The following is a 13400-nucleotide window of genomic DNA, read 5'->3' as shown; positions in this document are numbered from 1 at the left end:
AAAAGTGGCAAAATAGTGCAGTTGTAGACATTTAAAAGACTATCTTTGTTGCTGAGATATAAAAACATACTGTTATGAACATCAACGAATATGCACAAATTGTAGCAGACCAAAAAGAGGAACTGAAATTAATCAATCCAGAAGACTTATGTTCCCGGAAAGAAGAAAGTCTATTTGATATTGATAGCCCTTTAGCACAAATTGTCATAGGAGTGCGCCGGAGTGGTAAATCAACTATTTGCCATAAAATTCTAAAAGAAAAGGGCGTACCTTATGCCTATGTAAATTTCGATGATGAACGATTATATAAATTAGATTCCAAAGATTTAAACTCACTATTGGAAGCAATATATATGGTATACGGAAACTTCCAATATTTATTTCTTGATGAAATACAAAATATTGCAGAATGGTTTCTTTTCGTAAACAGATTGCTTAGGCAGAAAATTCATCTTATCATAACCGGTTCTAACGCTAAACTGCTGAGTAGTGAGCTCAGTACGCATTTGACCGGGCGATATAATCAGATTGAACTTTACCCTTTTTCTTTCGCAGAATTCTGCCAATATAGAAAAGTAGATACTAAAGATATCTCAACCAAGGGAGTAGCTTTCAAGAAAGTTGCATTTGAAGAATATTTCAAGAAAGGAGGTTTTCCCGAATTACTCGAAGTAAAAAACAGTCGTGGATATATCCAGGGATTATTCGATTCCATCATACGCAAAGACATACAGCAGCGTTTTAAAGTCAGGTACATAGAGTCATTACGTATGCTTGCCAATTATCTGATTGACAATTTCGGTCAGGAGATTATCTATTCCGACCTTGCAGAACGTTTTGGCTTTGGTTCTTCACATACAGCAGAGAACTACGTTTCATATTTAAAACAGACGTATCTCTTGCTGGGTATTCATAAATTCTCATTTAAAAGTAAAGAGCGCATCCGCAATGAAAAAGCTTATGTTGTTGATACAGCCTTTATTACTGAGAGGGATGATGCTATGACCGGACAAAACATAGGGTGGAAGTTAGAGAATATTACTTATGTTGAGTTGTTAAGAAGGAATAAGCCTCTCTTTTATGATGTTTTCTATTATCGGGAGCAATACGAGATTGACTTCGTGATTTGTGAAGGAAATAATGTAAAAGAACTAATTCAGGTGTCGGTTGATATTTCTTCTGCAAAAACTTATAACCGGGAAGTATCGGCATTATGTAGAGCTTCTGCAGACTTAAAATGTGATAAACTGACTCTTATAACTATGACTGACAGTAGAGTGATCGAAGAAGACAATCATACTATACAGATGGTATCTATTATAGACTGGTTACTACGAGAATATTCCTAATAAACATGCCGGATTCGGTGGCGGCGGATTTTGAAGGATACTCGCCGCATCGAAGCAGGGACAGGCTTTGATCCATTCTTCGGGCTCTATCTCGCCGTTGTGGTTCAGGTCGGGACTGAGGTCGCGATGGCCGCAGAGGCGGGAACCGGGATAATCTTTCAACAGCAGCATGACGAGAACTCTCAGCGAGTGCTTCTGAAAAGGAGTACGCGTATCGGCAGGACGGCCGTGTTCGTCCAGGCCGCCTTCATAGCAGATACCGATTGAATTCGCATTGTGGCCTTTGGCATGCGCACCGGGCTTGTCAACGGGGCGTAAACTCTTGATATCTCCGTTCTTACGGATGTAATAATGATAGCCTGCGCCGGAGAAACCCCGGCGCAGGTGGTCTGTTGTCAGGTCGTGTTCCGTATAGCAGCGGTCGCTGCGGGTGGCGGAACAGTGGACAACGATAAGATTGATGACTCTCATTGGAATGAATAGTTAAGAATGAAAAATGAAAAGGGAAGGGATGTTATCTTGTCGCGACGCTATTTGGTCATGGCATGGGCGCTGACGGCGCCCAGAATAGCCGAGGCAATAGCGATTATCACTTTCAAGATTTTGTCCCAGGTAGATGATTTCGTACTCATAAGGTTTAGGTTTATATAAATAAATAGAAATTATTGATTGACAGAAAATCTCATTTAAGACAGAAGATATTCTTAAGACAGAAGAACAAAAGGACAAAAGAGAGAATCATCTTAAATCTGTTCTTTTGTTCTTATGTCTAAAAATTTATCAACCCAGCGGATTCTCACTCTGGTCCCCATCCGAACCGCCGCCGGTGTTTCCGCCGTCTCCCGGCTTCTCCTCTCCCGATCCGCCACCTGTCGAACCGCCATCTTCCGGCTTATCCAGCGTAAACCCTACATTCGCCGGGCTTCGCGTCACGGCAGTACTCCCGTTCACCAGTTTCAACCCTTTGTCCGGAATAAACCGGATATTCACCTTCGAAATGTTCCGCACCGTACACTTCTCCGACGTCTCCACACCGGGACAGCGGAACGTTATGTGAAACGTACCCAGCTGGTTCAGCTTCACCTTGTCCCCGTTGGCAAGATTCGCCTGCACTTCCTCCACCAGCGCCTCGATCACATGCTTCACATCCCCCTTCGTCATGGCGCAGTTCTTCTGAATGGCTGCCGCCAACACATCGATATCCACCGTGCCGCATGTCTTAGGTTTTTGACGAAGATAGTACAACACCTGCGAGTTCTTGTCACTCACAATCTTTCTGCGCTTGAAGCGCTCTACAATTACTTCCATAAAATTAAAAAAGTTAAGGTTTAAGTTAAGAAAATTCCGTGCTCTGAGCACACAACAAAGATACAACATTCTACACCGGAAGTCAAGTATTTTGCCAATTATTTACTACTAATTCTTCAATTTATTTCGCACGCATCCTTCTACTTCGCATTCCTCATCATCCACTCCAACGGCGGCACATGATCCACCAGCTTCGTCAGGCTGACATTATGATGGAAATACACTTCCCTCGTCTCCCCGTTGCGGTGCTTGGCCACGATCACTATTCCCAGGCCCTCCGTGGGTAAGGAACTCTTCTTGTCTATCGCCTTGCCGTGCATGGCGGGCCGGTAGAGCAGCATTACCATATCAGCATCTTGTTCTATCGCCCCGCTCTCGCGCAACTGGTGCAGCCCTGGACGATGGTCGGAGCTATACCCTCCGTCGCTCTCACGGTTCAGCTGGCTCAGCAATATCACGGGGATGTTCAGCTCCTTGGCAAGCAGCTTCGCCTTGCGGCTGGCCTGCGCCACTTCCTGCTCGCGGTTGCGGTTCTTTTGGTCGGACTTCATGTTGCAGAGCTGCAAGTAGTCCACCACTACCATGTCGCACATCCCTTTGCTTTGCAGCAGCCGTGCCGATGCCCGTACCTGGTCCATGCCCATCACCGCATGGTCGTCCACATGGATGGGCAGGGCGGACAACTCGGCCGATGCCTGCCGCACCTGCTGCAACTCGTCCGGCGTCAGCTGTCCGCTCTTCAGGTGCTGCGGATCTACGTCCGCGGTGGCAGCCAGCAGCCAGCGGTCGCCCAGGCGCTCGCCCTGCATCTCGAGGCTGTAGACGGCTACGTGGTGACCTGCGGTGGCGGCGGCACGTGCCAGGTGCAGCGCAAAGGCCGTCTTGCCCACCGAGGGACGGGCGGCGATGATGTACAAGTCGCTCCGCTGCCAACCTGCCGTCAGGCGGTCCAGGTCGTGCAGACCGGTGGGGATGCCCGTGATACCATCGCAGCTGCCATGCGCCACGCGGTTCTCTATCTGCACCAGGGTGTCCGCCATCAGCCGGTCCATGGGGCGCAGGTGGTCGTTCACACCGCATTCGTTCTCCAGGGCTTCCAGCAGATGGTGGGCTTCTACCAGGATGTCGTCGATGTCCGTGGATTCGTCGGCGCTCATGGCAAGCAGTTGCTGGAAGCCCAGGCGCATGTTTCGCCGCATGTAGATCTGGCGCAGGATGAGTACATGATATTCCAGGTGGGCGCTCGAGGCTACAAGCGAGCTGAGCCGCGTCAGTTCGTAGGGGCCTCCCACGGCGGCGAGCTTGCCACGGGTGGCAAGCTCATTCTTCACAGTCAGGATATCTATCGACTTGCCGTCGTGGTGCATGCTCAGCAGGGCAGCGTAGATTTCGGCATATTTCTCTTCGTAGAACATTTCCGGTTTCAGCTTGTCGGCTACCAGCGGCATGGCCGTGCGTTCTATCAGACAGGCGCCCAGGATGGCAGCTTCCAGTTCGGCGTCGTGGTGGTTGGGGGTATCAGTCGTCATACTCGTCATTGTAAGATTTATCGGCCAGATAGCTGGCGGCTTGTTTGCAATATTTCAGGTTGGACAGGTGGTCGTAGTACTCGTCGATGCGCTCTATGGCGAGGAGTTTCTCTTGCGGCGACAGCTTCTTCCACTCGCGGCGCGCCCGCCCGATGTTGATCTTGGGGTACTCGGTGACGTCGTAATACTTCTGCCAGAAGGTGGCAAAGTCCTGTCCCGGCGCGTCCTTGGTGCGGGCAGTGCCCGGCCGTGAAGACGGGGCTGCGGATTGCGGGCGGACGTTGCCCGTCAGCAAATCGTAGTCGGGGATGCGGATATGCAACACGTAGGGGTTCAGCAGCCGCTCAATGATGCCGCAGCCGAACATCTTGTTGAAGAAGTAGCGCGTGCGGTTGCGGTTCCAGCCGAAGATCTGCATCCAGTGGCTCATAGTCAGTACGGACTCGCCGCGCATGCAGTCGAAGGTATGGCCCTTGACGCGGCACGACACGGTGCTGTAGTTGACGTGTGTCAGTACAAGGACAAAAGCCTCGAAGTTTCCCGCTGCTTGCTTACTTGTTCTCATTTTCATTTGTTCCTCAAAGAGTACTTTGGGGAAGAGGAGATAGCCTTTTTTCAGGATCTCCAGGGTTAATCCACTCATTTCTTTTCCTTATTCAATATTTGATGCAGCAAAGGTAAGGTGCGGGCGGAGACAGCGCAATTATCCGGTTGTAATCGGCAAAATAGGATGAAAAATGCCACCCTCCGATCCACCACCCGGAGACCTTGCGCTATCTCCCTGGCACAGCCCGATACGGAGATTGCTTGAAAAAGCCATTCACCCCGTCTTTCACCACCATGTAACTATGTATACAAAGTAATTAATGCATTAAAATGCATTATATCTTTCCATACTTTTTGGGAACGGCCAGGTATGGGTTCTTGTCTACGGCCACCTTCACGTGGTCGGGCATTCCCCAGAAGCGCACGATGACGTCTATCTGCTTCGGGGTGAGATGCAGCGTCTTGGGCGTATAGCCTTCGGCGGTGAGCTCCTGCAGCAGCAAGGCATGCTCGGTGATGGTGCGCCGCATGGCCTTTACGGCCGAGGTGGTGTACGAATAATTGGGGAAATAGACTACTGCAACGTCTGTGATGTGATGGCAGCCTTCGAGCAGCCAGTCATGATTCGGATTTTTACTCATGTTACTATAAATTTTTTATTTGTTTAATACGCCGCGAAGTTAGGCAGGATGCGTTAACGGTAAAAATTTCGATTACCCCAAAAAGACTTTCCAGAGAAGGATGTATGTCCGAAAATAATCAATCCAGGCATGTAACGAAGTCCTCCTTTTGCCTCTTGAAGTAACTCAGTACGGTGGCAGGCGTCAGGCACCGGTGTCCGGTGCGCTTAGTGCGGCTTTCTATGGTGTAGCGGGAACAGAGCACGAGGCAGAACCAGGTATAGTTCAGTGTCCGGTTCAGGCGGAGAAGAAGGCGGTTGAATACGCGGGATGCGTGGGAGAAGAAGGCGGCGATGCGCTCGTGGGGAATGAAGCGGGAGCGGCATTTGCGGGGCTTTTCGGCACGCTTCAGCTGGCGTAGTGTGTATTCCAGTTGTTCTATGTCATTGCGGGTGTTCTGCATGGTTTGTTCCAGCTTTTCCTTTCGTTCCTGTTGCCCGGCATAGCGTTCTTTCTTTCGGGCCAATAGGGCTTCCAGGTCTTGGGCTGTCATTTTCATTCCTTTGTTGTTGCTGTTTTTTGTTTTCATTTCAGATGTTGTTTTAAAAGTTGATAACTGATGGTTTATTCAAAAAAAATACATCATCCGTTCAGGGAGAACGGATGATGCATGTATAGTAAACGGATGATGTGTTCGGGGGGAACGTATCATCCGTTTGCTATAAAGGTGATGATGGAGATTTTCTTTCCGGGAAAGCTTCATACCCATTCATTACTAAATACGCATGTTTCCCTAGGCTCTGCTAACGGAATAGCAGGTTTATGCTATAGATAACTATATGACAAACAATTACTTATACGACTTCTTGTCGCACTCAGAAAGCGAGAACACACCGCACCCTATAGAAGGTGTCGTTCTTACCGTTGTTGCTCAGGTAGAGATCGCCACCGCTGCTGAAATACACGGAGCAGGCATTGTAGCTACTGTACTCCGAACTCGACCAAAAATATGTGTCCTTGCTGAATATCGTTGCGCCACTGATTTTATCTAAATATTTATTCATATTATTTACGGCTGTTTGAGCAGCTCCTGATATAGATGTAGAACCGGCTTGACTATTATCCTGATATTCACTTAAATTTATCCCGCCCAAATTAGATAGAATATCCCACCACTGGCCTATACTGGGAATAAACCAACCGGTAGTATTATCAGGAGTGGCAACATTGTAGCTCCTGGCTACAGTGAAAGCCTTATAAGTCTCTTGGTTATATCCTCCATTTTTTAATTTATCGAACATCCAATGTGTTTCGGCATAACCGTCAACGTTATTATATTGTTTGTTCAATTTGTCGGTATTATCCTTAAAAGGCGTTCCGTCGCTACCATCACTGTTTTCATCTTTATAGTAATCTCCCCACCGGCAACCTTCCGAAGCATTGGTCAATGCCATTACAAGACCGTGAGGTTTCTGTACGCCCAATGTTTTCAACTTTGCGACTGCCGCCTTACCGATACGGCTTACATCCGTACAGCTAACAATACCGATACAACCTTCTGCCGGAGGATTCTCTGTGTCACCGGGAACAATCCCACCGTCGGAGTAATAATAATCACCGGCCTTTATCGGACGAAGACCACCACTGGTTACATTGCGGTATAAACGGTACTTGCCGGCATCGGGAAGAGTATTGGCTGTTATCTGATAAGTCTTTCCACCGGCAAGCGTATAAAACCACGTCATATCAAGAGTCGATGGAGAGGACGTTCCTTTATCTGTCACCAACCGGTAACCATCGATAGAGGAGTTGGGGTACAAGAACTTATCATTCAAATTCACTACCACATCGCTTAAAGGAGTACGGTAAATATAATCATCCGAAGTGGAATATTCCGTACCGGCTTGCAACCACAATAAAGAATAGGCATGAGCCAAGTTGATGCTGAGTGTATTTTCGCTGTATGTACAACTACCTGTCAGCAGGTCGGAAGCACGATAGGCAGCGGCGGTGCGCTGGTCTTCTTTCGGCTGAATGGCTGCTTTGATGGCGGCAAGGGCTGATGCCTCATCGCTGATACCTGTCAATGTTAAATTCTCATCGTAAGGGAAATAAGGGACATAAGTCGTAGCACCGCTATCATCATAGGTATCACTATCACTTGCCTTCCATGAACGGCTGGTCGCATTATAGGTAACGGTTTGTTGCGTAGTCCCGTCACTCTTTATGGCAATAATCCCCACGCAATCGCCATCCTGAAAGAAAGTATGCACGCCGTCGTCAATGGCACGGGTACTTGGTTCAAGTTCATCGGAAAAGCCGTCCATATTTACACGAATGGTAAGGGGAGCAGAAGGATTGTCCTGCACGGGCAGTTCGTTGAACTCACTGCTACAAGCCCCCAGCAAGGACAAAAGCGATGCAAAGGCTGCAAGACGAATAGATAGAATGGTATGTTTCATCTTCATTTACGGGGTTAAAAGGTTAATACGGCACGGACATAATCAAAATTTGTTTTTGCATGGTCATTCCAGAAAGTACCGCCTTCATATCCAGAAAAATGCCAGACGTTAGTATTATTGTCCTCGCTACTTGTCCAGAAATCGGGATTACCCCAAACCTTCATTATAGAGCCCTGAACTGCTTCTAATTTTGCCGCGAAACTTTCATCGTCTTCTTGGGTACTCAATTCTTTCATTTGTGCATAAGACGGTAAATACCAACTGCTCGAAGATATGGGAGCAGAAATGTTATTATTGTAAATGCAAGCCCACACGGCTGGATATTTGTTTTGTGAATCATCTTTCTTCCTTAAAATTAGAGTATTACTGTATCCGTCGAAATTCTCCTGACTGGTACTTACGCCAGTTGCCACATTTGCAGTACTCCATTGCAATGTCTGTCCCGAATTGGCATTTATCAAAGCTGCCACATAGCCGTGAATGGTATTACCTGTCAAGAAGCTATCATAATTATCTATCTTATCCCCTTGACCGACACCGACCTTGAAGACAATGCCGATACAAGTTTTATTATTATCCAAAGCAGAGGAACATGTACCATCCGAGTAAAAATAGTCGCCTACGGATACGTTTGTATATTCTGTCGGGCTTGAAGTGGTTGTAGCCTGCACTGCGCTTAGCCATAAATCAGACCGGATATCATAGAATGTATAGGTATAGGTGTTGTTTGCCAGTGTTTTTTTCCGTTTGCCTATGCCGCCTGTTATGTCTGTAGAAAAACCAAATAAATAGCCTTCATTAACGGTTAGAGAGACATTCAGTTCATTGCCTGTCAAGGTATATACGCCATCGGTTGCCTGCAACTTTGTTCCGTCGGCATCAGTTACTTTATAGCTTGTGTTCTGCGGTGCAGTGAAAGCATTCAAATGTATTTTAAAGGTGGTGGCTTCTTCGGGGGTATAGTCTATCTGCTCCCCTTGCTGCCATACCACCGACAGCCCGTTTTGTTTCACGGTGATGGTGTAATTCTCAACATAGCCTGCCCGGAGGTTGGCGTTCTCCGCACCTTTCGGAGTATAATAATAGGTATTGCCGCCCAAGGTCACTTTAATGAACTGCTTTCCCTGCATGTTCTGAGGAATAAGAAGGGCGGAATAGGTGGTTACGCCTCCGCTTGTAGTTTCTGTTTTCGGGGTGACTTCTGTTCCATTGCCGTCTACACCTATTTGATTGACAAATGTAACAGCAGCACTGGTTAAATCAGTTACGAAGTCGCCTGCTTGCAGCGTTACTACGACCTTTGCCGTGCGATGTTTGAAAGCAAGTGATGCCGTTTGATTAAACGTCACAGTAGCATCCACCGCTTCCAGATAGTCGCTTTCCTGATAGTTGTTGTCGGTGGTTTGGTCGGCCTTCACTCGCAAGTCGCTATCGGTGGGTTTTGTGCCGTCATTATAGGGATACCAGGCGTTGACGGTAATGTCGCCCGTACTTTGCCAGTAGAAAGGAGCATCGCTGCCTGCTACGGTCAAACTTCCATCGGATGCGGCTGTGTATTTTTTTGTCTTACCGTTTATCTGTATGGCTACTTCGTCGTTCTCTGCCCACGCGTCTTTACCTGTGGCACGACTCACGGTCAAACCGTCCACGGCGGCACTGAATGTTATGGGGTATTTCCCGTCCGGCAGGCGGTTGTCGTTGTCGGCATCGTCCGTACATCCTGCGGCGGCGAGCATCATCAGCATCGCCGTGAGCATCCCCGCTGTAGGGCGGTGGTACATTGTCTGCCGGAGAGACCGAAATAAATTGTTATAGTTCATATCGCTTATAATTTTTATTGTTTCTACAATGTCGTTATAAGCGTTCGGGATGAAAGGAGAGGTGTTGGAGGGTGAAAGAACGACAGATTTGTAATCTGCCGAAACAAAGGCTTAATCGTCTAATTCATCATCGGCTATGGTTGCCAAATCAAAATACAGCAAACGGGTATCGGAATCAGCATCTTCATCATTCAAGGGAACGAAGCCGTTCTTCAAGTAAAAAGGAATGGCATCGGCGTATGCATCTACGGTCAGGAAACGGCAACCGGTCTTGTTGTCCACCAAAAAATAGCTCTTGATGAAGTCGATAAGATACGAACCAATGCGCATACCTTTTGCCGAAAGATCCACGCCTAAACGACATACTTTACTTGCCGGATAACTTTTCAGGCGTTTCTCATTGACGAACCGATGCTTGCGAAAACGATTGAATTCCGTCTTGCTACCGAAATCGCTTAGTGATACACGGTCGTTTGCCAAACTGAAGTAGGCCAAAACTTGTCTGTCTGTCAAGTCTTCCACCACATAACTGACAGCAAGCAAAGCTTTGCGGTAGAGAACCGATTCATTTAAAATAAACTCGTTCAAATCTGCATCTCCGCAATCGAACGAGTTTACCTTTTCATTCTTATTAAGCTTTCGTATGCTTAGTTTGTTGTCCAATCTATTCATTCTTTCCATTTTCAAACCATTGCATCACAGCTCTATAATGTGCCAAACGGCGTTCACGCTCTTCCTTCGTTTCCTTGGGCGGGTTCTTCATCCGTTCCAGGAATCTCCGGGCATCTTCCCCGTAAAGTATCGGGGTTTCCTTGATAGGTCTTGCCATACAGCTTTCCTCCTTTCTATTTAATTTACGATGCAAAGATACGCTTTACTTTCCGAATCTCCAACACAATCTTTCAAAGAACGCTTTTGTTTTCAATATCTTACGTTGTGCGCCACCGACCACAGCGACGTGGTCAGTGCTACCCCTGACAGGCAGCTCACTCCGGACTTACGCACACAAGTGTCCGACGGTGGCTGAGGTTATTAAGTTTTAATCCATTACGGCGGTACCGTCCTTGGTAGTTACCGGCGTCCATTCATTGATTGCAGAAGTAACCGTCAGTCCGGTAAGATCTACGGTGATGTTAAAGGTATAGATGCTGCCGGCGGCCAAATCCAAATTCGCTTCATCCTTAGGAATGGTATAATAGAATGCACCGCTGCCACCGGCTAAAGTTACTTTCAGGAACTTTGTGCCCATGGTATAAGTCTGGGGAGCGATGATAGCACCGTATTGTCCCAATGTTACATTGGCGCTTTTGGCAGGTGTACCGGCAGTAGTTACAGCACCTGTTTTCCGGTTGAACTTGACGGCACGTTTCGGGGTTACAATTTCTACAGTTGCATTAGTGATGTCGGGGCTTCCGGCACCGGCAGTCAGGTTACACACCACTTTCACCAGTTTATGGTCGAAGGTAAGGTTATGCGCATCCTTGCTGCGGGCATAAGTAGCCGTAGTGCAGTAGAGCAAGTCGGACTTGAAGTAATTGGCAGCCGTGGATTGGACGGTTTCTACTGTGAAGTCGTACTCGTCGGCATCCGTTCTGCTATCATAAGGGTGATAGGCGGAAATCTGCACACCGTTTCCGCTTTGAGGATAATACATGGTGGTGGAGTAATTGCTGAACTTTCCTGCACCGTCGGCGGTGGCGGAGACGTTGGTATATCCGTTGTAATCGGTTTCACCCGAAACGCCGGTCACGTAGACGCCTATCTGTTCGTCCTCTGCAATCTGCTTGTCGGGCACGGCAGCAGTGTTGGCACGTGTCTGCACCACCAGGCCACTACTCAGGCGGATCTCACCGTTCCAGTTATCCAGTTCGTTCTCGTCGTTGCTGCAACCTGCCAGCAGTAGCGTGGCGGCAGCCATTGTCATAAATAATCTTGTTTTCATCTTTATGGTTTTTAATTAAATTGTTATCATTCTGTCATTGGGCACTGCCCGATTCGCCGCTGCCGTTACCCGGCGCCCAGTCGGTCACGGTGGAAGTCACTTCGAGGTCGGTCTTACCGATGGTGATGGTATACAGGTATTTGCTGCCTGCAACGAACCGCCGGGACAACGGGGCGTCTTTTACGGCCCATGTCAGAGGCGTACCGCCGTCGCTTAACGTAAAGGTCAGCAGCATGTCGGCGGTATCAGCGGCAGGCAGTACAATGCCTTCGGCGCTTGCTCCGTCAGCGGCAGTCTTCAGGGGGATGGCGGTAGCAGCGACATCCGTATCAACGGTTACGTCGTCCCTCTTCAGCACGTCATACGTCGCTTGAGTGCGCTGGTTGGTGAGCGTCACTTTCAACCCTTGCAGGTTGCTGCTGCTCATCCCTGCGGCAGGCCGGATGGTGAGTACCAGCTTCACCAGTTTGTGGGTGAACCGGAATGTTACCTCCGGGTCGCTCTTGTCCTTGCCCGTCACTTTGGCGGCGCCCATCAGGTCGATGGCTTGCTGCGGGTCCTGGGTGGCTACGTCCACACGGTACGTGGTGCTCCCCCTCGGGATGTCCTGCCAGGGATAGTAAGCGATGAAGTCCCTTGCATCACCACTTGCGGGAAAGTAGATGGTCTGTCCGTCGGCGGCAGAGAAGCTGCCGGTCGCCTGTTTATCGGCGGCGGTGGTGTAGCGGTTGTTTTCACTCTCGGCCGTTTCACCGTCCAGCATGTAGATGCCGATGGCATCGCCCGTTTCCCACTTGTCATCGTAGGCACGCGTCTGCACATGGATGCCGCTATTCACCTGCAGGGGTACTCGTCCGTCGCGGTCCGGTACTGTAGCTTCGCCGTCGCCCGTGCATCCCGCCAGCAAGGCAGCAGATACACAAATACATAATAACTGTCTTTTCATATCATTTATTCTATTTGATTTTTAACTTTTCATTTTTCATTCTCAATGAATTCCCACTTCCCCGTTGTCTATCACATTCCAGCCCGCGATAGTGGCACTCATGCCTGCTGCTGTGGGCAGTTCCAGCGTGGCATCCAGTTCCAAAGGCTTCCTGTCGCTGCCGAAATTCTTCAGCATATCCGTCAGGTCGGTGGTGATGGTCTGCACAGATCCGTCGTGCAAGGTAACGTCGATCGTCAGTATCTGCTTTTCTGCGGTCACCACTCCCAGCAGGCACAGGGTAGTTTTGAGCTGCGATTGTCCTGCGGCGCGTGTTCCGCTGCCGTCTGTTTGGAGAGTGAATGTTGGGATGACGGTTTTTCCTTCGGTGGACGTGATGGCTCCGGTGGTCAAATCTATGGTAGAGGCGATGCCCATCAGAGTAGCGGCAGTATGGGCGATACGTTGTTCGTCATCGGGCTTCAACTGCAGCGACAACGCCAGGCGGCGGATGCGTTGCTGCATCGGTACGGTTACTTTCAGCGTATCGTCTTTCACGATTTCCAGTTTACGGGAGGCAGAGAACAAGTAGCCGGGCAAGGGTTCCAGCATGCCGTCCGACAGTGTGTTTACCGTGGCGGTGTTTCCGCTGATAGTGATTCCTTCGGCTTGATGATAGACCAGAAGTTCTTGTTCGCCGGGAAGAAACAGCGCATGGAAAGCGTTCGTTACTCCGCTGACGGTCTGCTCTTGTGCACCAATGCGCAGGATGTAGTTATCCGGTAGTACGGCATCCGACGAGCGGGCGTTCCAGTCGGTAGTGACCACAACCGCGCCTTCGTCGGGATGCGGCGTGTTGGAAGGATCGTCCTTTGAACAACTGCTTAATGAATGGGATA

Annotated in this window: 15 protein-coding genes; 1 reads left to right on the top strand and 14 read right to left on the bottom strand. The window is 48.8% G+C overall.

Going from position 1 to position 13400, the window contains the following annotated elements; translation table 11 throughout:
* Positions 1 to 74 precede the first annotated feature (74 nt).
* The gene (locus tag AAE250_RS21335; protein ID WP_294602993.1) at positions 75 to 1349 is read left to right on the top strand and encodes an ATP-binding protein; all 1275 of its coding nucleotides are present in this window, start codon (positions 75 to 77) and stop codon (positions 1347 to 1349) included.
* Here the strand turns inward: AAE250_RS21335 and AAE250_RS21330 are convergent.
* From AAE250_RS21330 to AAE250_RS21265, 14 genes are all read right to left on the bottom strand, one after another.
* Positions 1332 to 1820: an N-acetylmuramoyl-L-alanine amidase gene (locus AAE250_RS21330; RefSeq protein ID WP_294602992.1), complete on the bottom strand. Its 489-nt coding sequence runs from the start codon at positions 1818 to 1820 to the stop codon at positions 1332 to 1334. The genes AAE250_RS21335 and AAE250_RS21330 overlap by 18 nt on opposite strands.
* Positions 1821 to 1879: 59 nt before the next feature.
* Positions 1880 to 1981, bottom strand: coding sequence for a smalltalk protein (locus tag AAE250_RS21325; RefSeq protein ID WP_294601746.1), 102 nt, complete (start codon positions 1979 to 1981; stop codon positions 1880 to 1882).
* A 148-nt stretch (positions 1982 to 2129) separates the two neighbouring features.
* Positions 2130 to 2657 carry an HU family DNA-binding protein gene (locus AAE250_RS21320; protein WP_294601744.1) on the bottom strand — a complete coding sequence of 176 codons (528 nt, stop codon included), beginning with the start codon at positions 2655 to 2657 and terminating at the stop codon, positions 2130 to 2132.
* A 140-nt stretch (positions 2658 to 2797) separates the two neighbouring features.
* Entirely contained in the window at positions 2798 to 4186 is a 1389-nt protein-coding gene (gene dnaB, locus AAE250_RS21315) for a replicative DNA helicase (RefSeq protein ID WP_294602990.1), read from the bottom strand.
* On the bottom strand, positions 4176 to 4829 hold the full coding sequence (locus AAE250_RS21310; RefSeq protein WP_294602988.1) for a hypothetical protein: 654 nt from the start codon (positions 4827 to 4829) through the stop codon (positions 4176 to 4178). Before AAE250_RS21310 ends, dnaB begins: the two co-directional genes overlap by 11 nt.
* Positions 4830 to 5067: 238 nt before the next feature.
* The gene (locus AAE250_RS21305) at positions 5068 to 5373 is read right to left on the bottom strand and encodes a DUF4248 domain-containing protein (RefSeq protein WP_294602986.1); all 306 of its coding nucleotides are present in this window, start codon (positions 5371 to 5373) and stop codon (positions 5068 to 5070) included.
* A gap of 118 nt (positions 5374 to 5491) precedes the next feature.
* Positions 5492 to 5941 carry a hypothetical protein gene (locus AAE250_RS21300; protein ID WP_294602984.1) on the bottom strand — a complete coding sequence of 150 codons (450 nt, stop codon included), beginning with the start codon at positions 5939 to 5941 and terminating at the stop codon, positions 5492 to 5494.
* Between the two features lie 286 nt (positions 5942 to 6227).
* Positions 6228 to 7814, bottom strand: coding sequence for a fimbrillin family protein (locus AAE250_RS21295; protein WP_294602982.1), 1587 nt, complete (start codon positions 7812 to 7814; stop codon positions 6228 to 6230).
* 14 nt (positions 7815 to 7828) lie between these two features.
* A complete protein-coding gene (locus AAE250_RS21290) occupies positions 7829 to 9634 on the bottom strand; it encodes a fimbrillin family protein (protein ID WP_294602981.1) in 1806 nt (601 codons plus the stop codon).
* A 111-nt stretch (positions 9635 to 9745) separates the two neighbouring features.
* Positions 9746 to 10306 (bottom strand): GNAT family N-acetyltransferase, encoded by a 561-nt coding sequence (locus AAE250_RS21285; RefSeq protein ID WP_294602980.1) that lies wholly within the window; start codon positions 10304 to 10306, stop codon positions 9746 to 9748.
* Positions 10299 to 10463 carry a hypothetical protein gene (locus tag AAE250_RS21280; protein ID WP_294602979.1) on the bottom strand — a complete coding sequence of 55 codons (165 nt, stop codon included), beginning with the start codon at positions 10461 to 10463 and terminating at the stop codon, positions 10299 to 10301. Before AAE250_RS21280 ends, AAE250_RS21285 begins: the two co-directional genes overlap by 8 nt.
* Before the next feature lie 210 nt (positions 10464 to 10673).
* Positions 10674 to 11576, bottom strand: a complete 903-nt coding sequence (locus tag AAE250_RS21275) for a fimbrillin family protein (protein WP_294602451.1) — start codon at positions 11574 to 11576, stop codon at positions 10674 to 10676.
* A 34-nt stretch (positions 11577 to 11610) separates the two neighbouring features.
* Positions 11611 to 12522 carry a fimbrillin family protein gene (locus tag AAE250_RS21270; protein ID WP_342289430.1) on the bottom strand — a complete coding sequence of 304 codons (912 nt, stop codon included), beginning with the start codon at positions 12520 to 12522 and terminating at the stop codon, positions 11611 to 11613.
* 42 nt (positions 12523 to 12564) lie between these two features.
* The coding region (locus AAE250_RS21265) for a FimB/Mfa2 family fimbrial subunit (protein WP_342289429.1) at positions 12565 to 13400 on the bottom strand (836 nt) is incomplete at its 5' end.

Source organism: Bacteroides sp. GD17, from assembly GCF_038448625.1.
Lineage (GTDB): Bacteria > Bacteroidota > Bacteroidia > Bacteroidales > Bacteroidaceae > Bacteroides.
This window is presented reverse-complemented; position numbering and strand designations above follow the sequence as displayed.